This window comes from Candidatus Pelagibacter bacterium nBUS_29 (genome assembly GCF_051200905.1).
Classification (GTDB): Bacteria; Pseudomonadota; Alphaproteobacteria; order Pelagibacterales; family Pelagibacteraceae; genus Pelagibacter.
The window spans coordinates 451,193-475,066 of record NZ_CP172843.1 but is presented as its reverse complement, the minus strand read 5'-3'; the positions used below and the strand labels follow the sequence as shown (position 1 = coordinate 475,066).

Genomic DNA, 23,874 nt, shown 5'->3' with positions numbered 1-23,874 from the left:
CAAAACTTATAAGCTAGCTGGAGCCTTATCCTTAAATAATTTATAATCCAAACTATCAACCAATGCTTTAAATGATGCATCAATTATGTTTGGTGAAACACCTATGGTAAACCAGTTAATACCTTTAGAGTCTGTGCTTTCAATTGAAACTCTAGTTACTGCTTCAGTACCTGTATTTAAAATTCTTACTTTATAATCAACTAGTTTTAAGTCTTTTAAATACTCAGAATATTTAGCAAGCTTATTTACATTTTTTCTAATCGCATTATCAAGTGCATTTACAGGTCCATTACCCTGTCCTTCACATAATATTTTTTGACCATCAACCTCTAATTGAGCTTTAGCATGAGAAATGATTTCACCAGTACTATCTTTTTTAACTGATACATCATACTCATTAATTAATATGTATCGCGGGATATCGCCTATCAATCTTCTAGCTAATAATTCAAATGAAGCGTCTGCTCCATCATAACTATAACCAATAAATTCTCTGTCTTTAACTTCACTTAAAAGTTTTTTAATTTTTGGATCATTTTTTTCTATTTGGATACCAATAGATTTTAATCTAGACATTATGTTTGATTGACCAGCTTGGTCTGAAACAACAATGTTTCTTGAGTTTCCTACTTCCTCAGGTTCAATATGTTCATAAGTTTTTGGATTTTTTTGAACTGCAGAAACATGCATTCCACCTTTGTGTGAAAAGGCAGAAGCTCCCACATAAGGCAAATGTTTGTTAGGTTTTCTGTTTAATAATTCATCCAATAATCTTGAGCATTGAGTTAGATTTTTTAAATTTTCTCGTTTGATATTAAGTTCAAATTTATTACTAAAATCACTCTTTAAAAACAATGAAGGAATTAAAGACATTAAATTTGCATTACCACATCTCTCCCCTAATCCATTGATAGTTCCTTGGATTTGTCTAACCCCTGCTTGAACAGCAGCCAAACTATTTGCTACAGCATTTTCAGTGTCGTTATGAGCATGTATACCTAAATTGTCACCTGGAATATGTTTTGTAACTTCTGATACAATTTTTGATACTTCGTGTGGAAGAGTTCCACCATTCGTATCACACAAAACAATCCATCTAGCCCCTTGATCAAACGCTACCTTAAGGCATTTTAATGCGTAATCTGGATTTGATTTATATCCATCAAAAAAATGTTCAGCATCAAACATAAATTCTTTACCTGAGCCAACTATATGTTTTGCACTTTCGCTTATATTTTCTAAATTTTCTTCACTAGTGATTCCAAGTGCTACATCAACTTGAAAATCCCAGGATTTTCCAAACAAACAAACTGATGAACTTTTTGAATTAATTAATGAAGCTAACATTGGGTCGTTTTCCGCACTATGCTCTGATTTTTTGGTCATACCAAATGCAGTTAATTTAGCATTTTTAAAACCATGATCTTTATTAAAAAATTCAGTATCTGTTGGATTGGCTCCTGGCCAACCACCCTCAATATAATCAACTCCTAAGTTATCAAGTGAATTTGATATTTTTTCTTTATCATCAATTGAAAAGTCGACACCTTGAGTTTGAGCACCGTCTCTTAACGTGGTGTCAAAAATATATAGTTTTTCCTTACTCATTTAAATTTCCAAATTGTTTTACCATCTTTATCTTCTATTAAAACACCTTTATCAAAAAGGTAGTTTCTTATATTATCGGCTTCTTTATAATCTTTATCAGCTCTAGCTTTATTTCTAAGCTCTATCTTGCTTTTAATTTCTTGTTCTGAAATATCTGCTTTATCTTTTTTATAATTTAACCACACCTCTTTGGTTTCTTGAAGTAAGCCTATAAAGTTACAAGCTGAATTAAATATTTGTTTGTCTTCATCATTTCCTTTATTAGCTTTTTCATAAAGTTTATGTAAATTTGCAATATAACCAGGTGTATTTATATCGTCATACAAAGGTTGGATAGTTTCGTCATTAACATCTTTGTTTGACGGCATATAAACATTATACCATTTATCAATCGTATTTTGACAATCCTCTAATAGTTTATCATTCCAATCCAATGGCTGTTTGTAGTGCGCGCTAATTAAAGCCAACCTTAAAACTTGACCGCTAACTTTTTTTCTAAAATCTTTTATTTTTAATATATTTCCTTGAGATTTTGCCATTTTTTCATTGGACATAGTGATAAAAGCATTATGCAGCCAATACCTTGCAAAAACCTTAGTGTCATTTGCACATCTTGATTGAGCTATTTCATTTTCATGATGTGGAAAAATTAAATCTATTCCTCCTCCATGTATATCAAATTCATTACCTAGAAATTTTTTAGACATTGCTGAACATTCTAAATGCCAACCTGGTCTACCTTTTCCCCATGGAGAGTCCCAAGATGGTTCATTTTCTAAAGAAGGTTTCCATAACACAAAATCTTCAGAGCTCTTTTTGTTGTCACTTACTTCAACTCTTGATCCAGCAATTAAATCTTCTAACTTTTTGTTGGATAATTTTCCATAGTCTTCAAACTTTTTGACTTCAAAATAAACATGTTTATTATTTTCATAAGCAAAATCTTTTTTGATTAATTCAGAAATCATCTCAATCATTAAATCTATATGTTCTGTCGCTTTAGGTTGATGTGTTGGTGCTTCACAATTTAGATAATTACAATCTTCATCAAAACTTTTGATTACAGTTTCAGTTAAATCTGAGATAGATATTTTCTTATCATTTGATGATTTAATTATTTTATCATCAACATCTGTAATATTTCTTACATAAGTCACTAGAGGAAATTTACTCTTGAGTATTTTAAAAAGAATATCAAAGATAACTATAGGTCTAGCATTACCAATATGAGGGTCATCATAAACTGTAGGTCCGCAAACATACATGCCTACTTTTTTTTCATCTAATGGAACAAATTTTTCTTTTTTGTTACTTAGATTGTTTGTTAAAAAAATATCTTTATTCATCATTTTAGAAATATACTTAATTTATAGATTTGTGAATCTATTTGATTAATTTGGAATTTTGCAAACTGGAATGGGCTCCATTTTATGCAAATTTTGTTTTCTTATTGTTTCGTATTTAGCTCTATTAGGTGAGTTTGGGTTATCCATAGCTTCCTCTAATTCATGATATTTTAAACCAAGTTGGCCTTCATCCGTTCGACCATCATCCCATAGTCCATCTGTAGGAGCTGCCTCAATTATCTCGTCTAAAATTCTAAGTTCTTTTCCTATCTCCCAAACTTCTGTTTTATTACAATCTGCTATTGGAGAAATATCAACTCCACCATCACCATACTTAGTATAAAACCCAACACCAAAATCCTCTATCTTATTTCCCGTGCCAACAACTATACCTTTGTTTGCTGCAGCTACTTGATAAAGAGTAGTCATTCTTAATCTTGCTCTAGAATTTGCCATTCCATGTTCATTATCAAATTGAGATAAAGTAGAGGAAAAAGCAGAAAATAATTCATCTAGGTTCACTGTGTGTGCTTCAACATTATCAAATTTCTTAACCAACCACTCTTGATGTTTTAAACTTAAATCATGTTGCTGAGATTTTTGTTTAATTGGCATTGATAATACAATTGTTTTTAATCCAGTCATTGCACTTAAGGTGCTTGAAACAGAAGAGTCTATCCCACCAGAGATCCCAATAACCAATGATTGTGCCTTACTTGGCGTATTGTTGGCATAATCTTTTATCCAATTAGATATAAAATTTACTTTTTCTAAAGCATTCATAATCTTAAAATATTATTAGTTGGTATCTTTTACAATGTTTTAAGATGCCGCTCTGTCTGCATTTTTAGAATATGAGCTATTCTTTTTAATCTCATCAGAAATTAAAAAAGCTAATTCTAAGGCTTGATTTGCATTAAGTCTCGGGTCGCAATGGGTGTGATATCTAGATGATAAATCTTTTTCTGATATTTTTTGAGCTCCACCGATACATTCAGTAACATTTTGGCCGGTCATTTCTATATGTAAGCCTCCCGCATAACTTCCTTCACTTTGATGACAAGCAAATACATTTTTAACTTCGTTTAAAACGCTATTAAAAGGTCTTGTCTTAAATCCTGTAGCAGCTTTAACTGTGTTACCATGACAAGGATCACACGACCAAATTACATTTAAACCTTCTTTTTTAATTGCTCTTATTAATTTAGGTAAATGTTTTGAAACGTTATCTGCACCAAATCTTGATATTAAAGTAATTTTTCCTTTTTCATTACTTGGATTAATTTTATTACAAAGATTTATTAAATCTTCTGGTTTTAGAGTTGGCCCACATTTAATTCCAATTGGATTTTCAATTCCTCTACAAAATTCAACGTGTCCACCATCAAGTTGTCTAGTTCTGTCTCCAATCCAAACAAAATGAGCTGAGGTGTCATGATTTTCTCCGGTCGTAGAGTCTGTTCTGGTCATTGTTTCTTCAAAAGGTAATAACAATGCTTCGTGTGAAGTCCAAAAATTAACTGTCTTTAATCTTCTATTAAAGTCAGAGTTTATTCCACATGCATCCATAAATGCTAATGCATCAGCTATTTTATCTTCTAAATCTTTAAATCTCTTTAACGTTGGACTATTTTTGATAAATCCAAGGTTCCAATTGTGCACATTTTGTAAATCAGCAAATCCGCCATGGCAAAAAGCTCTAATTAAATTTAATGTTGCAGCTGATTGAGAGTAAGCTTTAAATAATCTTTTTGGATCAGGAACTCTTGACTTTTCATTAAATTCCATTCCATTAATATTATCACCTAAATAACTTGGAAGCTCTATACCATCTTTAGACTCTACTGGCGAACTTCTAGGTTTTGAAAATTGACCAGCTATTCTTCCAACTTTTACGACTGGTAATGATGCTGAATAAGTTAAAACTAATGACATTTGCAACATTAGTTTAAATGTATCTCTAATATTATCTGGATTAAATTCTGCAAAACTTTCTGCGCAGTCTCCTCCTTGAAGTAAAAATGCTTTACCATCCACTACATCAGCAAGCTGATCTTTTAAATGCCTTGTCTCACCTGCAAATACCAATGGTGGAAATGTTCCAACTTTATCCAAAACCGTCTCTAATTCCTTTTTATTGGGATATTCCGGAATGTGTTTTACAGGATATTTTCTCCAGCTATTTTTTTTCCAATTTTTCATATTCAACTAAGGATTGTTTAACAGAGTTTAGACTTTATTCAACTGTTACTGGCTGGTTTTGACTAGAGAGTTAAATTTTATTAATTTCTTTAATTTTAACCAAATATAATCTCATGAAATAATCTTCCAGGCATCAAAGTAAATGCACCAGCAATTAAAAGTGCTCCAATATACACACCAATCATTGAATGCATGTGTTTAATTTTATATCTTTCTATTTTAGTCTTCTTAAATTTCTTTATGTTCCAAATAGAATAAATTAATGAACCTATGGTGTATGGTATTAAAAGATGGATTAATGAATATTGTCCTGGGTTTATTGTTTGAATGAATAATGCTGTTATAGAAACAATTATCAAAACAATCACCCAGATACGCCCAAGTATTCTGTGATGCTTTGTCCCTTTTTTATTTACAAAAATATATAAACCAAGTGGAATAGCTAAAAGTGCAAGTGCTGCATGAACATAAATTATCTGCATATTTAATTGGGTAACTCTCTATTAAAAATTACTCCACAGTTACAGATTTTGCTAAATTTCTTGGTTTATCGATATCGTAACCTTTTTTGAGAGCAGAATAATAAGCAAGTTTTTGAAGTGGAATAGTTAAAAGAAATGGGAGCAAGTCATCATTTGTAGTTTCAACCTCAATACTTTCCCAAATATTTTCAGAGATGATTTCATCTTTGCTTTTATTTGTAATCAATAAAACTTTTGCACCTCTTGCTACAACTTCTTGCATATTTGAAATCGTTTTTTTATAATAATTATCTCTCGGGGCTAAAACCACAACAGGCATACCCTCTTCAATTAATGCTAAGGGTCCATGTTTCATTTCACCAGCAGGATATCCTTCAGCATGAACGTAAGATAATTCTTTTAGTTTTAACGCACCTTCAAGTGCAATTGGGTAAGAGAAACCTCTTCCTAAAAACATTGATCCTTTAGCTTCGTTAAATGTTGATGCAATAGCCTGGACATCATTATCAATTAATAATGTTTGTTCAATTAAGTTTGGAAGATTTTTAAGATCTTTGATTTTTTCTTTGTAATCTTTGTTATCAATTTCATTTCTTAATGATGATAATTTTAACGATAAAATATATAAAACAAGTATTTGACCTAGAAACGCTTTTGTTGAAGCTACACCAATTTCTGGCCCACAATGAATAGGTAATACAAAATTTGAATCTCTTGCTATTGAGCTTTCAATTACATTTACAACAGCACATGTTTTCATCTTATTTTTATTACATAAGTCTAAAGCTGCATAAGTATCTGCGGTTTCACCCGACTGAGAAACAAAGATATACAAAGTATCATTTTTAAATCTATTTTTTCGATATCTAAACTCCGATGCGATATCAATGTTAACATCTAAAGTTGTTAATTCTTCAAACCAATATTTAGCCATCAGACAGGAATGGTATGCTGTTCCACAGCCAATTAGCATGACTGATTTAATTTCATCTATTTTCCATGGGAAATTGTAAATATTGATGTCATTATTCATATTATCCAGATATTCCTTGATACCAGTTTTCAAGGTTTGAGGCTGCTCCTCAATTTCTTTAGCCATAAAATGCTTATAATCACCCTTGTCATAATTTTGCTGATCTGAAGAAAGTTCTAAAACTTTTTTGTTAATCTTTGTTCCCTCTTCATTAAAAAAATGCACTTCATCTTTTTTTACAAAACAAAATTCACCATCATCCAAGTAAGTTATTTTGTTTGTCATTGATTTAAGGGCATAAGAATCTGATCCAAGATAATTTTCACTAGGTCCATACCCAACGGCTAAAGGAGAGCCTCTTCTTGCTCCAATTATTAAATCGGGCATATCTTTAAATATAATTCCTAAAGCAAAGCTTCCATGAAGTTGTTTCAAAGTTTTTGTAATTGCATCTTTTAATTCAGATGTTTTTAAATTTTCTGTGATTAAATGCACAATAACCTCTGTATCTGTTTGAGATTTAAATTTATGACCTTTGCTTAATAAATATTTTTTTAGCAATGTAGAATTCTCTATAATTCCGTTATGGACTACTGAAACATTTTCTGATGAGTGTGGGTGAGCATTAACACTATTTGGTACACCATGAGTTGCCCATCTCACATGGCCAATACCTATATTTCCTGAAAGGTTTTTTAAATCAAAATTATTTTCTAAATTTTCTACTCTACCTTCAGATTTAACTTCATTAATGAAACCTTGAGATAAAGTTGCGATACCAGCAGAGTCATAACCTCTATATTCTAATTTTTTAAGAGAATTAATAATGCTGCTTGATACAGATTTGTTGCTAGAAATACCTATTATACCACACATAATTTATTTTCTTTTATAATTTTTTAATTCAGTATGTTTCGCTCTTGTTAAAGCTAGAGATTTTTTTCCTACATTTTTTGTAATTACAGACCCAGCACCAACTACACTTTGTTTATCAATTGTAATTGGGGCAACTAATGATGAATTAGATCCTATAAATACATTATCTTTAATTTTTGTTTTACTTTTTTTAACTCCATCATAATTACAAGTAATTGTTCCAGCTCCAATATTTACTGATTTTCCAATTTCACTATCTCCAATATAAGACAAATGATTTACTTTTGATTTTTTTCCAATTGTACTTTTTTTGACTTCAACAAAGTTTCCAATTTTAGATCCTTCTTTTAAAATCGTATTGGGTCTTATTCTTGCATAAGGTCCAATTTCAACTTTATTTTCTATTTTACAAGACTTCTAAATGTGAAAATGATTTTATAATAACATTGTTTCCTATCTTTACTTTTTTTCCTATTACAACATAAGGCTCAATGGTTACATTCTTTCCAATTTTAGTATCATGTGAAAAGAAAATTGTTTCTGGTCCAGTCATTTTGACACCATTTTTTAAAAATCTGGTACGAAGTTTAGTTTGTGAATTTTGTAAATTTAATTCTTTCATTTTAAAATGCTTTATATTAAGAATAAGTCTTAATTAATTCACATAATATTTCTTTAAAAAACTTTTAAAAATGAAGCAAAAATTCACAATTTTATTTGATTTAGATGGAACCCTTGTAGATACAGCGCCAGATTTGATGTTAGCTCACAATCATGTAATGAGAAAATTTGGGTACCCTACTAAATCAACAGAAGATATTAGAAATTTAGTTGGCAAAGGTGCTGGGGCTTTAATTGGAAGATCTATATGGGGACAAGCAAAAAAAGAATTTAGTAAAGTTTTAGATGAAAAAATTAAAGATGAAATGGTCAAAGAGTTTGTAAATTTTTATGGTAAAAATATTGTTAACGAAAGTACTCTAGTTACAGGAGTAAAGAATTTTTTAATATGGTGCAAAGAACAAAATATATCTATGGCTGTTTGCACAAACAAACAGGAGTATCTATCTAATGATCTTTTGAAGAAGATTGGTATTTATGATTTTTTTGAATATGTCGCCGGATCAGATACTTTTGATTATTGTAAGCCAGACCCCAGACACCTAACAAATGTGGTTGAAATATTAGATGGAGATTTGAAGAAAACTATTATGATTGGTGACAGTGAAACTGATGCAAATGCAGCTAAAGCTGCTGAGATACCTGTTATTTTATTAGAAAATGGATATACAGAAAAAAATACAACCGAAATATATCATAATCACCTAATAAAAGACTTTACTGGTATTGAAAAAATTATAACAAAATATCTTTAACGTTGATTAATTTTTTTTAGCTATTAAAACAAAATTACTATTAAGGAGTTATTTTGTTATTACATACAGTTAAAGTTTATCCATCTAAAATCAATCTTCCCAAGAAAAAACAGCTTGCTTGGAAAATAGCTGAAATCGCAAGTGATAATGCGAAATTAAACAAAGACGCAATAGAAATGGTAATCAATAGGATTATTGATAACGCTTCTGTTGCAATAGCTTCTTTAAACAGAAAGCCTGTAATCTCTTCAAGAGAAATGGCGTTAAAACACTCAAGAAAAAATGGAGCTACTTTATTTGGTGTGAATTCGAAACTTAAATTTGATTGTGAATGGGCTGCATGGTCAAACGGAACTGCTGTTAGAGAGCTTGATTTTCATGATACTTTTTTAGCAGCTGACTACAGTCATCCAGGAGATAATATCCCCCCACTTTTAGCAGTTGCTCAACAAAATAAAATTAGTGGATTAGATTTATTACGTGGAATTATTACTTCATATGAAGTTCAAGTAAATTTAGTTAAAGGAATTTGTTTACATAAACATAAAGTAGATCACATTGCCCATTTAGGTCCAAGTGTTGCTGCTGGATTAGGATCAATGCTCAAACTAAATACTGAAACAATTTATCAAGCAGTTCAACAAGCGTTACATACTACTGTTTCAACTAGACAATCAAGAAAAGGTGAAATTTCAAGTTGGAAAGCATATGCGCCAGCTCATGCAGGCAAACTTGCTATCGAAGCCGTTGATAGAGTTATGCGTGGTGAAGGTGCACCTAGTCCAATATATGAGGGTGAAGATAGCGTTATAGCAAGAATATTAGATGGAAAAAAAGCTAATTATAAAGTGCCACTTCCTAAAAAAGGGGAAATTAAAAAAGCTATACTCGAGACTTACACAAAAGAATATTCAGCAGAATATCAATCACAAGCTTTAATTGATTTAGCTAAGAAACTTAAAAATAAGATACCTAACTTAAATCAAATAAAAAAGATTGATATATTTACTAGTCACCATACTCATTATGTAATTGGCACAGGAGCAAATGATCCTCAAAAAATGGATCCTAATGCAAGCAGAGAAACACTTGATCACTCTATTATGTATATTTTTGCTGTAGCATTAGAGGATGGAGATTGGCATCATGTAAAATCTTACACAAAGGCTAGAGCAAATAAAAAAAGTACTATTAAAATTTGGAAATCAATTACGACTTACGAAGATAAGAAATGGACTAAAAAATATCACGATCCAAATCCAATGAAAAAATCTTTTGGTGCTAAGGTAGTTGTAACTTTAAATAATGGTAAAAAAATTAGTGAACAACTTGATAGAGCTGATGCCCACCCATATGGAGCGAGACCATTTAAAAGACAAAATTATATTAATAAGTTTTTAACACTTACAGATGGTATTCTTAATAAGGAAGAAAGTGATCGTTTCTTAAAAATAGTTCAAAACTTAAAACAATTAAAATCAGGTCAGTTGGATAAACTAAATATAGAAATTAAAAAAAATGATTTAAAAAGAAATTTAAAAAAAGGAATATTTTAGTGCATTTTGTTGACAAAGAACCAAGTCAAAAAAGAATAGATTTTGTTGATAAATTAAAATCAAAGAAAATATTAAGAGTTCCAGGTGCCTATAATCCATTAACAGCCAAACTGATTGAAGAAATAGGTTATGATGCAGTGTATGTTTCTGGTGGAGTGATGGCTAATGATCTTGGCTTTCCAGATATTGGTTTAACAACATTACAAGATGTCAGTACCAGATCATATTTAATATCAAGGGTTACTAATTTACCAACTATTGTAGATATAGATACGGGTTTTAAATCTTGTAAAGAAACAATTGAAACGTTTGAAGAGTTTGGGATTGCAGCTGTTCATCTAGAGGATCAAGTTGAACGGAAAAGATGTGGGCATCTTGATAATAAAGAATTAATTTCAACAGATGCCATGGTTGATAAAATTAAAGAATGTGTTGCTGCAAAAAAAGATAGTAATTTTAAGATTATTGCAAGATCAGATGCAAAAGGAGTTGAGGGAATTGATAAAATGATTGATAGATGTAAAGCATACATTGATGCCGGTGCTGAAATTATCTTTCCAGAGGCTTTACATGACGAAAAAGATTTTGAAAAAGTTAGAAAAGAACTCTCATGTTATCTATTAGCTAATATGACTGAATTTGGTAAATCAAAACTTTTCAATTATAAAGAATTAGAGAATTTTGGGTATAATATTGTGATTTATCCAGTTACCACACAAAGATTAGCCATGAAAAATGTAGAAGATGGCTTAAAAGACATTTATGCAAATGGACATCAGAACAATATTATTGATAAAATGCAGACTAGAAAAAGACTTTATGAGTTAGTTGAATATGAGAAATATAACTCTCTTGATGAAAAGATTTATAACTTTAGTACGGAAGGACATGAGTAATGAGTGATGAAATTAAAAAAGGTTTATTAGGAATTGTGGTTGATGAAACGGAAGTTTCAAAAGTAATGCCTGAAATAAACTCTCTAACTTATAGAGGTTATGCTGCTCAAGATTTATGTGAATATTGCAGATTTGAAGAAGTTGCTTATTTAATTTTAAATAAAGACCTTCCAAATTCAATTCAATTAAAACAATTTGAAAAAGAAGAAAAAAATAACAGAGAACTATCTAAAAATTTATATGAAATAATTAAACATATGCCAAAAAAATCTCATCCTATGGATGTTGCAAGAACAGCTGTTAGTGTGATGGGTTTAGAAGATAATGAAACATCAAACTCCTCACCAGAGGCTAATATGAGAAAAGCTCTAAGAATTTTTGCTAAAACACCAACAGCATTAGCTGCTTTTTACAGAGTAAGAAATGGCAAAAAAATTATTAAGCCTAAAAAAGAATTAAGTTTTGCTGAAAACTTTTTTAATATGTGTTTTGGTAAAGTTCCTCAAAAAGAAATTGTTAAAGCTTTTGATGTATCTCTAATTTTGTATGCTGAGCATAGTTTTAATGTTTCAACTTTTACCGCAAGAACCATTACTAGCAGTTTGTCTGATATTCATGGAGCTATAACTGGAGCCATAGCAAGTTTAAAAGGGCCCCTTCATGGTGGTGCAAATGAAGAAGTAATGCACATGATGAAAAAAATTAAAAAACCCGAAAATGCATTAAAATGGATAAATGATGCTTTAAAAAACAAAGATGTGGTAATGGGGTTTGGTCATAGAGTTTATAAATCCGGAGATTCTAGAGTTCCCACTATGAGAGAATACTTTGGAAAAGTTGCTAAAATTAAAAAGGATAAAACTTTTGAAAAAATCTACGACATTGTTGAAAAAGTGATGATTAAGAAAAAGAATATCCACCCTAATGTGGACTACCCAACTGGTCCTACTTACCATTTAATGGGATTTGATACTGATTTCTTTACACCAATATTTGTAATTTCAAGAATTACAGGTTGGTCTGCTCACATTATGGAACAGCATGCAGCAAATAAACTTATTCGACCACTTGCTAAGTATAAAGGTAGCAAGCATCGAAAAGTTATGGAATTAAATTATAGATAATTTTAAAGATTAACTAAAAGCCTCTACCCAAGTACCTTGTGTTGATGCTTTAGAATATTCTGTTGCACGACCTTCAAAAAAGTTCATGTGCTCAACAGCATTCAACATTGTGTCTAACCAAGTTAAAGGATTTTTTTGTACATCATAAATTGGCTCTAGACCTAATTGAGTAAGTCTTCTGTTAGCTATAAATCTAATGTAATCTTTAACTTCTTGAGCAGTTAAACCTTCCATTGGACCCATTTCAAACGCAAGATCTATGAAAGCATCTTCGTGTTCAATAATAGTTCTACATGCTTCATAAAGCTCTTTTTTAAGTTTTGGAGTCCATATTTCTGGGTTCTCATTTATGAATTCTTTAAAAACTCTAATCATAGAATTACAGTGAAGAGTTTCATCTCTAACAGACCAAGTAACAATCTGCCCCATTCCCTTCATCTTATTGTGTCTTGGAAAATTTAAAAGAATTGCAAAACTTGCAAACAATTGAAGTCCCTCTGTAAACGCACTAAACACCGCCACTGTTTTTGCAATATCTTCTTTAGAGTTTACATTGAAACCTTGCATGTAATCATATTTATCTTTCATTTCTTTATATTTCATGAAAGCAGAATATTCAGATTCTGGCATTCCAATAGTATCTAATAAATGAGAATAAGCTGCTACATGAACAGTCTCCATTGAAGCAAAAGCTGTCATCATCATTAAAACTTCAGTGGGTTTAAATACAGTTGTGTAATGTCTCAGATAACAATTACTAACCTCAACATCAGCTTGAGTAAAAAATCTAAATATTTGAGTTAATAAATTTTTTTCTGATTGAGTTAAATTTTTTTGCCAATCTCTAACATCATCTCCTAATGGCACTTCTTCCGGTAACCAATGAATTCTTTGTTGTGTTAACCACGCATCATAACACCATGGATATCTGAAAGGTTTGTAAACTGGGTTTTCAACTAATAAACCCATTTTTTTTGGTTGGATTATTTCATTGCTTGGTGTCTTAATTTTTTCTGCTACTGACATGATAGGCACTCCTCGTATTCTGGTTCTTCAGATTTAGTTTGTTTGTTTTTATAAACGTTGGCTAAAACATCTGTTGATTTTGCATCATTGATATTTTCAGCTCTTTGAATTGATTTTGATCTACAGTAATAAAGACTCTTTAAGCCTTTCTTCCAAGCATCAAAATGAATTTTGTGTAATTCTTTTTTATGAACATCAGCTGGTAAAAATAAATTTACTGACTGAGCTTGTGATATAAATGGAGTTCTGTCTCCACTTAATTCAATAATCCACTGCTGATTAAGCTCAAATGCAGTTTTAAAAACATCTTTTTCTAAATCAGTTAAAAAATCTAAATGAGATACAGAGCCTTGATTTGTTGTGATTGTAGACCAAGTTTCATCATCATTTTTACCATGACCTTCTAAGATTTCTTCTAAATATCTATTTCTGACATTAAAAGAACCTGACAAAGTTTTGTGGGTATAACTATTAGCTGCAATCGGCTCTACCCCTGGTGATGCTCCACCACATATAATTGAAATTGATGCAGTTGGTGCAATAGCTGTTTTGTTTGAAAATCTTTCTTGATATCCATATTCTGCAGCATCTGGGCAAGCTCCTCTTTCTTCAGCTAAATCTTTAGATGCTTTGTTAACCTGTTCATCAATTTGTTTAAATATTTTTTTGTTCCAAGACTTTGCCATTACTGACTCAAGTGGAATTCTATTTTTTTGTAAAAAAGAATGAAAGCCCATTACACCTAATCCAACACTTCTTTCTCTTTCTGCAGAGTATTTTGCATCTTTAAATTGATCGGGAGCTTTTTTTATAAAATCACTTAGAACATTATCTAAGAATCTCATTACATCACTGATCATGTCTGGGTCATCTTTCCACTCTTCGTACTTTTCTAAGTTTAATGAAGATAAACAACATACAGCGGTTCTATCTCTCCCATCTTTATCAATTCCAGTAGGTAAAGTTATTTCACTACATAGATTTGATGTCTTAACCGTTAAGTTAGCAAGCTTGTGATGCTGTGGAATTAATCTATTCACTGTATCGATATAAATTATATAAGGCTCACCTGTTTCAATTCTTGCAGTTAATAATCTTATCCATAAATTTCTTGCAGAAATTGTTTGCTGAACAGTACCGTCTGCAGGACTTTTTAATCCCCACTGCTCATCATTTTCTACAGCTCTCATAAATGCATCTGAAAGTAAAACACCGTGGTGTAAATTTAATGCTTTTCTATTTGGATCACCACCTGTAGGTCTTCTCATTTCAATAAATTCTTCAATTTCAGGATGATCGACTGGCAAATAACAAGCGGCAGATCCTCTTCTTAAAGAACCTTGGCTAATTGCCATTGTTAAAGAATCCATAACTTTTATAAATGGTATTATTCCAGAGGTTTTTCCAACCTTACCAATCTTTTCACCGATAGATCTAAGATTACCCCAGTAACTTCCTATACCACCACCTTTTGCAGCTAACCAAACATTTTCACTCCAAAGATCAAGAATTCCTCCCAAACTATCTGATGCCTCATTTAAAAAACATGAAATAGGTAATCCTCTTTTAGTTCCGCCATTTGATAGAACAGGTGTTGCTGGCATAAACCAAAGGTTACTTATGTAATTATAAATTCTTTGTGCATGTAAATTATCATCAGCATATGAGCTTGCAACACGGGCGAATAAATCTTGAAAAGATTCGTTATGACCAAGATATCTGTCTTTCAATGTTGCCTTACCAAAGTCTGTTAAGTTTGCATCTTTAGATCGATCGATCTTAATTATAATTCCCTTGTCATTTTGAAAAAGTTCAGTTTCGGTACTTAAAGAAAAAAGATCAGGTCTATTTCCTTTTGATACCTCTTTTACTTCTGGGCTATATTCAGAGACAGCTTTCTTTAGGGCCTGTGATAGAATCTTATTCATAATTAATACTATATTTTGTTATTGTGACGAAAACAACTAGATGTTGTATGCGTTTTATGTTGATATACTATATAAACAATTAATCAACAGAACATTTATAGAACGTGACAAAAAAAATATCAATAAAAAAATTTAAAAAATAGTAAGTAATTAACAAATGTCTGAAAAAATAAAAATAGATCCTTATGGTTTTAGAGAATATGACGCTCGTTGGTTGTATGAAAAAGATATTAGCAGAGAAGGAATCACGAATCTTGGTAAAGGTTTAGGTACACAAATAAAAATTCACACTCAAAAAGAAAATCCAAGGGTTATAGTTGGTCATGACTATAGATCTTATAGTGAGGAAATTAAAAGTGCTCTTAAAAAAGGTTTAATCTCAACAGGATGTCATATTGAAGATCTGGGGTTATCATTATCACCAATGGTTTATTTTGCACAATTTAATTTAAACGCAGATGCCGTTGCGATGGTTACAGCAAGTCATAATGAAAATGGTTGGACTGGTGTAAAAATGGGTATCAAAAAAGGTTTAACTCATGCTCCTGAAGAAATGAAAGAATTAAAAGAGATTACATTAAATGAAAAATTCTCAAATGGGGCTGGATCTGAAAAGCAAATAGAAAATTTTCAAAAAGTTTATAAAGATGACTTAATAAACGGTAATAAGATCAATAAAAAATTAAAAGCAGTTGTTGCTTGTGGAAATGGTACTGCAGGAGTTTTTGCTCCTGATATTTTAAGAGGAATTGGTTGTGAAGTAATTGAACTTGATTGTAATTTAGATTGGACTTTTCCAAAATATAATCCAAACCCTGAAGATCTTGAAATGCTACATGCAATTGCTAAAGCTGTTAAAGATAATAATGCAGACATAGGTTTTGGTTTTGATGGTGATGGAGATAGAGTTGGTGTTATTGACAACGAAGGAAATGAAATATTTTCTGATAAAATTGGTTTATTAATTGCAAGAAACTTATCTACAAAACACAAAAATTCAAAATTTGTCGTAGATGTAAAGTCAACAGGATTATACTCAAAAGATGATGTTCTATTAAAAAATAATTGCGAAACTATTTATTGGAAAACTGGTCATTCTCACATTAAAAGAAAAGTAAACACAGAAAAAGCACTAGCAGGATTTGAAAAGAGTGGTCATTTCTTTTTTAATCAACCTTTAGGTTATGGTTATGATGATGGAATTAATTCAGCAATTCATGTGTGCCATTTATTGGATAATCAAAACAAAATGATGATTGAAATCATTAATGAATTACCTAATACATATCAAACCCCCACTATGGCTCCTTTCTGTAAAGATGAAGAAAAATACCAAGTAGTTGAAGAATTAGTTAAACAAGTTGAAGAAATAAAAAATAACAAAACTAAAATTGATGATCAAATAATAACGGAAGTATTAACAGTAAATGGGGTAAGATTTTCTTTTAATGATGGTTCTTGGGGGCTGATTAGAGCATCTTCAAACAAACCATCACTAGTGATTGTAACTGAAAGCCCAACATCAGATATTAGGAAGAAAAAAATCTTTGAATTTATTGATGATTTACTCCAAAAAACTGGAAAGGTTGGTGAATATGATCAAAAAATATAGCCTAATTTTAATTCTATTCTTATTAATACCCTTTAAAAGTCATGCTTTTAGCGAACAAAATGGGCAACAGATGTATATTGGTTGCTACCAGAACTCTAAACAGTATCTAGGTACAGACAAAGCCAAAGCCTATTGCGAATGCACAGTTAATAAATTAAGTGAAAGGTTTTCAGATGATGAATTGGATAGTGTATTTAATCAAAAACCAGAACAAATAATTGAAGATACTCAATTTGCATCAAAATTCTGTGAAAAGATCATAGAATAAAAGTTATACAATTCTATAAAGATTCAATCAAAACGTGCTTAGTAAAAGACAAAGAATCATATAAATTTACATATGAGGTGATGGAGGGAGACTGAAGTCACCTCTTTTTATTTAAAAGCTGATCTAATTTTATTTAAAACATCTTTTAAGTTTTCTGCTGAATATTTTTTTCCTTTAACAGCCCATACAGATAACGGCCAAGAGTTATCAGTTTTTTTTCTAGAGATAATATGGATATGTAATTGTGGAACTATATTACCTATTTTTTCTACATTAAGTTTTGATGTTTTAAATAGTTTCTTCATAAGCCTACTTACCAAAACAATTTCCTTCATAAGCAATATCTGATCTTTAGAATTAAGTTCACTGATATCTGTTACATTTTTTCTCTTAGGTATTAATATCAACCAGGGAAATTTAAAATTATCATGAAGTCTTATAGAGCATAATTTTAGTTCAGTTATATGATGAGAGGATTTTAAGAATTTCTTATTAATTCGATACATAAGATTATTTAATTAAATTTTTAATCTTTAATCTTTGAATTTTTCCTGAAGATCCTTTTGGAAGTTCATCAAAAAAAAATATATTTTCTGGTGATTTAAATTTACCTAAAATTTTTGAACAATGATTAATCAAATCTATTTCAGTTAATGAGTTTTTATTTTTCAACACAACACCTGCTTTTACAGTTTCACCATAATGACTACATTCATCACCAAATGCTGCTGCTTCAAGTACATCGGGATGTTGATACAAAACATCATCAATTTCTCTTGGTGAAATATTTTCACCTCCTTTAATTATGAGTTCTTTAATTCTACCTTTTACAAAGACAAAATCTTCAGAGTCCATTAAACCTAAATCACCCGTTAAAAGCCAATCATTGTAAAAACTTTTTTTTGTTTCGTTGGGATCTTTATAATATTCTTTCATCACATTTTTACCTCTTACACAAATTTGACCGATTGTATTTCTTTCAACTTCATTAAATTCATTATCAAAAATTTTAACTTCGTTTCCATAAGGTATACCAGGTGAGCCGTATTTAATAGGATTGGGAGAAGGCGGATTAGACAAAATAGGAGCACACGTTTCTGTCAGACCCATTGTTTCAATCATCTTTATCTTAAATTTTTCTTCAAAATTCTTATGTGTTTCTGGGGCTAATGCTGCCGATGCACTTCTACCAAATCTTATAAATGATGTATCCAATGATTTAAATTCAGCTTCTGAATATTTATTTAATAATGAAGAAACTATAGTTGGTACTATGCTAAACCAGGTACATTTAAATTCTTCAATGTGTTTCCAAAAATTTGTAGCAGAAAACTTTTCAGATAAAACTAATGAGCTTTGACTTACTAATGGTCCCATTACCGTAACTATTAGGCCATTAATGTGATATAATGGAAGAACGCATAATGCCTTGTCCGTAGTAATCAATTCATGTGAAATTAAAACGTTTTTACCTCCATTTAAAACATTGTCATGAGTGAGCATTACACCTTTGGGTTTTCCAGTTGTACCCGATGTATACATTAACAAAGCGTTGTTAGATTTATTAAGATTATCTAATTCTATTTTTTCATCATTTAATTCATCTATAAAATTGTCTTTATCAATTTCTATAAGTTCAACTTCACTTCTAGACTTTTTGATTATTCTTTGTGCTAAACTTAAATTTGATTTAGTTGAAAGTAATAGTTTAGATTCAGAATGCTCAATGATGTATGCTAGCTGCTCCTCTCCTGCCACTAAATTGAGAGGAACTTGTATCATTCCAGAATACATAATTCCTAACATGAGTTGAATTCCGCTTAGTGAATTTTCTGTCAGTGTACAAATAAGTGAATTTTTCTTCTGTTTTTTTTCAACAGATAAATAATAATTTATCTTATCTAAATTTATTTTAAGGTTTTTATTTGTTATTTTTTTTTGAGTATTTGGGCAAGTAATAAAATCTAAATTTGGATTATTTTCTGAATTAAAGTTTATAAAATCTCTTACTGTGCCTAATTCCATTCAACTATTCTAAATTTTTTAATTCTTTGGGGTCATTTTTTTCACAGTAATCTTTAAAATACTCTTTAAGTTCAGCTTCCTTACCTGGGATTAAATTAGATATTTTAGTTATATTTAAAAAATGTTTGTAATTTAAATTATTATCAATTGTATTTTTTTGCCAAGTTCCACAACCCATTGATAGAGAAAAAGGTAGACCATTGGTAAAACTTCCGCCTGTAGCAAATGTATGTGCTTGATTAACAATCACTCTGCACACAGATAAATCTAATCCTAATTCAATTACTCTTTCATCTTTTTTGGTATGTACACCAACGGAATGGCCTATGCCCTGATAATTTAGAATTTTTTTGGCTAATTCCTTAGCATCATTAAAGTTTTTGACTCTATATACGGTCAACACTGGTGATAATTTTTCACCTGAAAAAGGGTAGTCTAATCCAACTCCATCTTCTTCAACCATTAATATTTGAACATCTTCATCTACTTTAAGATTTAACTCATTTGCAATAAATTTTGCTGATTTTGCAATTATTTTTCTATTTAGTTTTCCATCAATCCATAAATTTTTCTGTAAAACCTCTTTTTGATTTTTATTGAGTAAAACTGCATTTTCTTTAGATAATAAGTTGATTGCTTTTTCATAGATATCTTCAATTAAAATCAAATTATTTTCTGATGAACAGCTTGTGGCGTTGTCGAATGTTTTTGACATTTTAATCTTTTTAAAAGCGTCTACTAAATCAGCTGTTTCATCAACAATTGATGTTACATTTCCCTGTCCAACACCAATTGCTTTAGTGCCAGATTTTGCAGCTTCCCTAACATTATTTAATGAGCCGGTTACAATAACTAAATCAACATTTTTCATTAGCTCATTAGTTAACTCTTTTGTGACATCACAATCAAAAGTTTGAATTAAATTTTCAGGAACACTAATTTTTTTTAACTCATTATTAATTAATATTAATAAATCCCTAAAAACTTTAGATCCTGCTGGTGATGGAGAAACTATAATCGAATTTCTTCCTTTCAAGGCATTAATAATATTGTTTATTGGAGTTGCTGCTGGATTGGTTGACGGTGTAACAGCTGCAACAATTCCAACTGGTTTTGCTATTTCAATAATTCCTTTTTTCTTGTTTTCATTAATCACTCCTACAGTTTTGATATTTTTTAGATCTCTTAACAGTCCAAGTGTTTTTCTTTTATTCTTTAAAATTTTGTCTTCTGGATTTCCAAGGCCAGTTTCACTCACAGCTAAATTTGATATTTTTTTGTTATTAGATGGCTTACATAATGCCCAAGCAACTGCGGTAACAACTTCGTCAACTTGATTTTGATTATAATTTTCAAAAATAGATTGAGCTTTTTTTGCTTTAAGAACTAATGATTGAACTATTTCTGAAGAAGACTTGTTATTCATAATTTTTTACTAAGTTTCGGAAGTTTCGCCTTAAAATATTAAGGCGAAACTTTATTGATATAGTAATAATTACTATTAAGGTTTTAGTCCAGCAAGAAGTTTTGTTAAGCTTACTTTTCTAGCTTTCCACATTTCTTGTACTTCAGCTCTGTTCATAATTCTAACAGGTGAACCACCTTTTTTCATTTGTTTCAAAGTTTTTTTATCATTAAACATTAAAGGAACTTTAGCTGCTAAATATTCAATAATTTCTGGTGAAGTTCCTTTTGGAGCCATGATGCCTCTAAAGTTTACACTAGAATTATCAACATCAAGACCTTCTTCTTTTAATGTTGGAACATTTGGTAAAAATGTTTTTTCTCTTTGAAGATCAGCAATTGCTAAAATTTTAATATCATTCTGACTTCTGAAAGCATCTGAAAGATTATTAAAACCAGCCATTACTTGACCGCCTTTAACAGCTGCTAATGCAGGAACACCTCCTGTATGAGGAACATAAGTTAACTTTGCTCCACTAGCTTTTTGAAATTGTAAAAAAGCTATATGATGACCAACAAATTTTCCAGCACCTGAAAAAGTAACTTTACCTGGATTCGCTTTTGCAAATTTAACCATATCACCAACTGAATTGAATTGACTGTCTTTACTGACAATCAAAACCGCTGGATCTGCTCCCCAGTTCGCTATAGGTTCCAAGTTATCTATGTTGTATTTTGTATCATCAAATACTATTGATTGAGATACAAAATGTGGGATGTTGTAAGCAGCTAAATCATATCCATCTTTTCTAGCTTTAGATGCAAACCAATTCCATCCTACTTTTCCACCAGCCCCAGGTTTATTAACAATAACTATTGGCTGTCCTAAATAATCTTTCTTAGGATGAGCCGCCATCATTGTTACTAGTCTTGCTTGAAAATCAGTAGCACCACCTGGGTTATAAGCTACCATTACACTTATCGGTCTATCAGGATAATCAGCTGCTTTAGCAATTGATCCAAATGAAAGAAGCGATAAGATTATTGTGATATATAAAAAAAATTTTTTTATATTCATATCTACCTCCTCTGTTAATAGAAATTAGATCACAATAAAATTGGTCTGACCATTATTTTTTTTAGTTATATTTTTTAATTATATTTAAGATACGTAAAATTACTTGTCTTAAAGGTATCTTATTTAAAATACTACTTGTGATTGTATTCTTAATTAAATATTTCTAAAAAAGAAAAAATCTAGGCACTTGAACTTTAAGCATAATAGAAAAAAGGAAATAGATAAATAACATGAATATAGTTGTTATAATTATGGTTTGAATTATTTTTTTAATATTTTTATTTTCTGAATAGTAGTAACTATTTATAAAAAACAATAATATAGCTAAAAGATAAAACCCAATAGTTTCGCCGATAAAAATAAATATAATTAAAGAAACTAAATAAACTGATAGTTTTTTAATATCAATCTCTGCAACTGATAAAGTTTTATTTAAAAAATAAAAGATTAATGAAAAAGAAGATAAGATTATCATTACAGATGTTATTAATTTTGGAAATAAATATGCTTCAGATGTATTTTCTGAACCACCAGTGAACGAAGCAAATGCTAATAAAATTGAGATAAATAATATACAAATCAAAGATATTAAATTATTTATCTTAAGCATTTTTTCTCTTCATTTCTGAAACAATTCCATAAACTATAGAAATTATACATAATGTTATTATTGTTAAATTTAAATATCCTGATGTTAAATATCTAAAAATACCCTCTTGTGTATCTGCAATTATTTTTGCTTGACTAAAATTAGTTTCAGCAATTGGCCCTAATATTAAACCTAAAACTATCGGTGCAGCTGTAAAACCAAATTTTGATAAAAAAAACATTGAAACACCTAAAAACAACATAACAATCACATCCGCAAAGTTATGTTGGACACTATAGGTTCCAAAGATAGCAAGTATCGTTATAGCTGCAGCCATATAATTTGTTGGAGTTTTAATTACATATTTTGCTAAACCGCTAATATATAATCCAAAAATCAACATCATAAATTGTGCAACTAATAATGAATTAATAAAAGTCCATGTTGTTTCAGCATAAATTGTAAAAAGATTTGGTCCTGGAAACATTCCATGTATTAATAAGCCTCCCAACAAAACAGCTGCTGTTGGACTTCCTGGAACCCCGAGTGTAAGTAAAGGAACTAAAGATGGGCCAACCATAGCATTGTTTGCAGACTCAGCGGCAATAATTCCATCAGGTTCTCCTTTTCCAAAATTTTCTTTATTTTTACTTAATTTTTTTATTTGATCGTAAGATACAAGTCCTGCTATCTGTCCTCCTGCACCAGGGATTAAACCAATTATAACTCCAGATACGCTTCCAACTACTAATGCTTTAATTCTTGAAAGATTGTAAATAATAGACTGAACTATACTTTTTTTTTCCATTTGAAATTGATCAGAATCTAATTGTTTTTTTTCAATCATTGATAAGACTTGAGGGATAGCAAACAAACCAACCAAAGCAGCAATAATATTTATACCTCCTGAAAAAATTGGATTAAAAACAAATCTTTCAACACCTAACACAGAGTCATACCCTATAGTTGCCAACCATAAACCGATGGCTCCAGAAAAAAGTCCTTTAATTATTGAATTAGAATCTAATGTTGCAATTACAGTAACACCAAATATTGCTATCCAAAACATATGTGATGGGCCAAACTTAAGAGCAAAATTTGCTAATATAGGAGTAAAAAAAATTAAAATAATAATTCCTATTACGCCACCAATGAATGAACTGATAAAACAATAATGTAGAGCTTCTTTTGATTTACCACTTTTTGCCATTGGATAGCCATCCATAACTGTTGCAATGTTTGCAGGAGCTCCAGGTATTTTTAATAATATTGCACTAATTGCTCCACCAGCAACAGTAGCCGTATAAACCGCACCAAGCATAATTAAACCTTGGTCAGGACTCATTTTAAAAGTGAAAGGAATTAATAAAGCAACTGCCATTGTAGGACTCAATCCAGGAGCAGCTCCCATTAAAAGTCCACCAATAGTTCCTAAAACTAAAATTAATAAATTTTCAAATATGAAAACGTTAGAAAAATATCCTATAAACTCCATAATGTTAAAA

At 30.5% G+C, this 23,874-nt stretch carries 22 protein-coding genes; 6 read left to right on the top strand and 16 right to left on the bottom strand.

The window, feature by feature from the left end; translation table 11 throughout:
* Positions 1-6: 6 nt before the first annotated feature.
* The 8 genes from cimA to ACIJYA_RS02460 form a co-directional block, all read right to left on the bottom strand.
* Positions 7-1,608 carry a citramalate synthase gene (gene cimA, locus ACIJYA_RS02495; protein ID WP_435088910.1) on the bottom strand — a complete coding sequence of 534 codons (1,602 nt, stop codon included), beginning with the start codon at positions 1,606-1,608 and terminating at the stop codon, positions 7-9.
* Positions 1,605-2,954, bottom strand: a complete 1,350-nt coding sequence (cysS, locus tag ACIJYA_RS02490; RefSeq protein ID WP_435089249.1) for a cysteine--tRNA ligase — start codon at positions 2,952-2,954, stop codon at positions 1,605-1,607. Before cysS ends, cimA begins: the two co-directional genes overlap by 4 nt.
* Before the next feature lie 45 nt (positions 2,955-2,999).
* A complete protein-coding gene (nadE, locus tag ACIJYA_RS02485) occupies positions 3,000-3,737 on the bottom strand; it encodes an NAD(+) synthase (RefSeq protein ID WP_435088909.1) in 738 nt (245 codons plus the stop codon).
* A gap of 39 nt (positions 3,738-3,776) precedes the next feature.
* Positions 3,777-5,156, bottom strand: a complete 1,380-nt coding sequence (locus ACIJYA_RS02480) for a class II 3-deoxy-7-phosphoheptulonate synthase (RefSeq protein ID WP_435088907.1) — start codon at positions 5,154-5,156, stop codon at positions 3,777-3,779.
* A 95-nt stretch (positions 5,157-5,251) separates the two neighbouring features.
* On the bottom strand, positions 5,252-5,638 hold the full coding sequence (locus ACIJYA_RS02475; protein WP_435088905.1) for a DUF2306 domain-containing protein: 387 nt from the start codon (positions 5,636-5,638) through the stop codon (positions 5,252-5,254).
* Positions 5,639-5,666: 28 nt separating this feature from the next.
* On the bottom strand, positions 5,667-7,487 hold the full coding sequence (gene glmS / locus ACIJYA_RS02470; RefSeq protein ID WP_435088904.1) for a glutamine--fructose-6-phosphate transaminase (isomerizing): 1,821 nt from the start codon (positions 7,485-7,487) through the stop codon (positions 5,667-5,669).
* A 3-nt stretch (positions 7,488-7,490) separates the two neighbouring features.
* Positions 7,491-7,760 carry a DapH/DapD/GlmU-related protein gene (locus tag ACIJYA_RS02465; protein ID WP_435088902.1) on the bottom strand — a complete coding sequence of 90 codons (270 nt, stop codon included), beginning with the start codon at positions 7,758-7,760 and terminating at the stop codon, positions 7,491-7,493.
* A 133-nt stretch (positions 7,761-7,893) separates the two neighbouring features.
* Positions 7,894-8,109 (bottom strand): hypothetical protein, encoded by a 216-nt coding sequence (locus ACIJYA_RS02460; protein WP_435088900.1) that lies wholly within the window; start codon positions 8,107-8,109, stop codon positions 7,894-7,896.
* A gap of 70 nt (positions 8,110-8,179) precedes the next feature.
* On the opposite strand from ACIJYA_RS02460, the gene ACIJYA_RS02455 reads away from it, so the two are divergent.
* From ACIJYA_RS02455 to ACIJYA_RS02440, 4 genes are read left to right on the top strand one after another with little or no spacing between them, the layout of a single operon-like run.
* Positions 8,180-8,863 (top strand): HAD-IA family hydrolase, encoded by a 684-nt coding sequence (locus ACIJYA_RS02455; RefSeq protein ID WP_435088899.1) that lies wholly within the window; start codon positions 8,180-8,182, stop codon positions 8,861-8,863.
* Positions 8,864-8,916: 53 nt separating this feature from the next.
* Complete coding sequence (locus ACIJYA_RS02450; RefSeq protein ID WP_435088898.1) at positions 8,917-10,419, top strand: MmgE/PrpD family protein; 1,503 nt, start codon at positions 8,917-8,919, stop codon at positions 10,417-10,419.
* Positions 10,419-11,315: a methylisocitrate lyase gene (prpB, locus tag ACIJYA_RS02445; RefSeq protein ID WP_435088896.1), complete on the top strand. Its 897-nt coding sequence runs from the start codon at positions 10,419-10,421 to the stop codon at positions 11,313-11,315. Before ACIJYA_RS02450 ends, prpB begins: the two co-directional genes overlap by 1 nt.
* Positions 11,315-12,439, top strand: a complete 1,125-nt coding sequence (locus ACIJYA_RS02440; protein WP_435088894.1) for a bifunctional 2-methylcitrate synthase/citrate synthase — start codon at positions 11,315-11,317, stop codon at positions 12,437-12,439. The genes prpB and ACIJYA_RS02440 overlap by 1 nt, the downstream gene beginning before the upstream one ends.
* A gap of 9 nt (positions 12,440-12,448) precedes the next feature.
* Here the strand turns inward: ACIJYA_RS02440 and ACIJYA_RS02435 are convergent, their stop codons facing one another.
* Together ACIJYA_RS02435 and ACIJYA_RS02430 are read right to left on the bottom strand one after the other, a co-directional pair.
* Positions 12,449-13,465 (bottom strand): ribonucleotide-diphosphate reductase subunit beta, encoded by a 1,017-nt coding sequence (locus ACIJYA_RS02435; protein ID WP_435088893.1) that lies wholly within the window; start codon positions 13,463-13,465, stop codon positions 12,449-12,451.
* Positions 13,456-15,393: a ribonucleoside-diphosphate reductase subunit alpha gene (locus tag ACIJYA_RS02430; RefSeq protein WP_435088892.1), complete on the bottom strand. Its 1,938-nt coding sequence runs from the start codon at positions 15,391-15,393 to the stop codon at positions 13,456-13,458. The genes ACIJYA_RS02435 and ACIJYA_RS02430 overlap by 10 nt, the downstream gene beginning before the upstream one ends.
* A 157-nt stretch (positions 15,394-15,550) precedes the next feature.
* Between ACIJYA_RS02430 and ACIJYA_RS02425 the strand changes: the two genes are divergently transcribed.
* Both ACIJYA_RS02425 and ACIJYA_RS02420 read left to right on the top strand, forming a co-directional pair.
* On the top strand, positions 15,551-17,005 hold the full coding sequence (locus tag ACIJYA_RS02425; RefSeq protein WP_435088891.1) for a phosphomannomutase/phosphoglucomutase: 1,455 nt from the start codon (positions 15,551-15,553) through the stop codon (positions 17,003-17,005).
* The gene (locus tag ACIJYA_RS02420; RefSeq protein WP_435088890.1) at positions 16,989-17,273 is read left to right on the top strand and encodes a hypothetical protein; all 285 of its coding nucleotides are present in this window, start codon (positions 16,989-16,991) and stop codon (positions 17,271-17,273) included. Before ACIJYA_RS02425 ends, ACIJYA_RS02420 begins: the two co-directional genes overlap by 17 nt.
* Before the next feature lie 107 nt (positions 17,274-17,380).
* On the opposite strand, the gene ACIJYA_RS02415 is transcribed toward ACIJYA_RS02420, so the two are convergent.
* The 6 genes from ACIJYA_RS02415 to ACIJYA_RS02390 form a co-directional block, all read right to left on the bottom strand.
* Positions 17,381-17,779, bottom strand: coding sequence for an HIT family protein (locus ACIJYA_RS02415; RefSeq protein WP_435088889.1), 399 nt, complete (start codon positions 17,777-17,779; stop codon positions 17,381-17,383).
* Between the two features lie 4 nt (positions 17,780-17,783).
* Positions 17,784-19,298: an AMP-binding protein gene (locus ACIJYA_RS02410; RefSeq protein WP_435088888.1), complete on the bottom strand. Its 1,515-nt coding sequence runs from the start codon at positions 19,296-19,298 to the stop codon at positions 17,784-17,786.
* Positions 19,299-19,302: 4 nt separating this feature from the next.
* Positions 19,303-20,724 carry an acylating sulfoacetaldehyde dehydrogenase gene (gene sauS / locus ACIJYA_RS02405; RefSeq protein WP_435088887.1) on the bottom strand — a complete coding sequence of 474 codons (1,422 nt, stop codon included), beginning with the start codon at positions 20,722-20,724 and terminating at the stop codon, positions 19,303-19,305.
* Positions 20,725-20,799: 75 nt separating this feature from the next.
* On the bottom strand, positions 20,800-21,780 hold the full coding sequence (locus ACIJYA_RS02400) for a Bug family tripartite tricarboxylate transporter substrate binding protein (protein ID WP_435088886.1): 981 nt from the start codon (positions 21,778-21,780) through the stop codon (positions 20,800-20,802).
* A 163-nt stretch (positions 21,781-21,943) separates the two neighbouring features.
* The gene (locus ACIJYA_RS02395; protein WP_435088885.1) at positions 21,944-22,390 is read right to left on the bottom strand and encodes a tripartite tricarboxylate transporter TctB family protein; all 447 of its coding nucleotides are present in this window, start codon (positions 22,388-22,390) and stop codon (positions 21,944-21,946) included.
* Complete coding sequence (locus ACIJYA_RS02390) at positions 22,383-23,864, bottom strand: tripartite tricarboxylate transporter permease (protein WP_435088884.1); 1,482 nt, start codon at positions 23,862-23,864, stop codon at positions 22,383-22,385. Before ACIJYA_RS02390 ends, ACIJYA_RS02395 begins: the two co-directional genes overlap by 8 nt.
* Positions 23,865-23,874: the final 10 nt, after the last annotated feature.

Bases quoted from the DNA above. Each gene is read 5' to 3' on its own strand.
- ACIJYA_RS02455 (WP_435088899.1), top strand. From the start codon at position 8,180: ATGAAGCAAAAATTCACAATTTTATTTGATTTAGATGGAACCCTTGTA.
- ACIJYA_RS02390 (WP_435088884.1), bottom strand. From the start codon at position 23,864: ATGGAGTTTATAGGATATTTTTCTAACGTTTTCATATTTGAAAATTTA.
- ACIJYA_RS02460 (WP_435088900.1), bottom strand. From the start codon at position 8,109: ATGAAAGAATTAAATTTACAAAATTCACAAACTAAACTTCGTACCAGA.
- ACIJYA_RS02425 (WP_435088891.1), top strand. From the start codon at position 15,551: ATGTCTGAAAAAATAAAAATAGATCCTTATGGTTTTAGAGAATATGAC.
- ACIJYA_RS02410 (WP_435088888.1), bottom strand. From the start codon at position 19,298: ATGGAATTAGGCACAGTAAGAGATTTTATAAACTTTAATTCAGAAAAT.
- cysS (WP_435089249.1), bottom strand. From the start codon at position 2,954: ATGAATAAAGATATTTTTTTAACAAACAATCTAAGTAACAAAAAAGAA.
- ACIJYA_RS02395 (WP_435088885.1), bottom strand. From the start codon at position 22,390: ATGCTTAAGATAAATAATTTAATATCTTTGATTTGTATATTATTTATC.
- ACIJYA_RS02435 (WP_435088893.1), bottom strand. From the start codon at position 13,465: ATGTCAGTAGCAGAAAAAATTAAGACACCAAGCAATGAAATAATCCAA.
- ACIJYA_RS02415 (WP_435088889.1), bottom strand. From the start codon at position 17,779: ATGTATCGAATTAATAAGAAATTCTTAAAATCCTCTCATCATATAACT.
- cimA (WP_435088910.1), bottom strand. From the start codon at position 1,608: ATGAGTAAGGAAAAACTATATATTTTTGACACCACGTTAAGAGACGGT.
- ACIJYA_RS02440 (WP_435088894.1), top strand. From the start codon at position 11,315: ATGAGTGATGAAATTAAAAAAGGTTTATTAGGAATTGTGGTTGATGAA.
- ACIJYA_RS02475 (WP_435088905.1), bottom strand. From the start codon at position 5,638: ATGCAGATAATTTATGTTCATGCAGCACTTGCACTTTTAGCTATTCCA.
- ACIJYA_RS02480 (WP_435088907.1), bottom strand. From the start codon at position 5,156: ATGAAAAATTGGAAAAAAAATAGCTGGAGAAAATATCCTGTAAAACAC.
- ACIJYA_RS02400 (WP_435088886.1), bottom strand. From the start codon at position 21,780: ATGAATATAAAAAAATTTTTTTTATATATCACAATAATCTTATCGCTT.
- nadE (WP_435088909.1), bottom strand. From the start codon at position 3,737: ATGAATGCTTTAGAAAAAGTAAATTTTATATCTAATTGGATAAAAGAT.
- glmS (WP_435088904.1), bottom strand. From the start codon at position 7,487: ATGTGTGGTATAATAGGTATTTCTAGCAACAAATCTGTATCAAGCAGC.
- ACIJYA_RS02430 (WP_435088892.1), bottom strand. From the start codon at position 15,393: ATGAATAAGATTCTATCACAGGCCCTAAAGAAAGCTGTCTCTGAATAT.
- sauS (WP_435088887.1), bottom strand. From the start codon at position 20,724: ATGAATAACAAGTCTTCTTCAGAAATAGTTCAATCATTAGTTCTTAAA.
- ACIJYA_RS02420 (WP_435088890.1), top strand. From the start codon at position 16,989: ATGATCAAAAAATATAGCCTAATTTTAATTCTATTCTTATTAATACCC.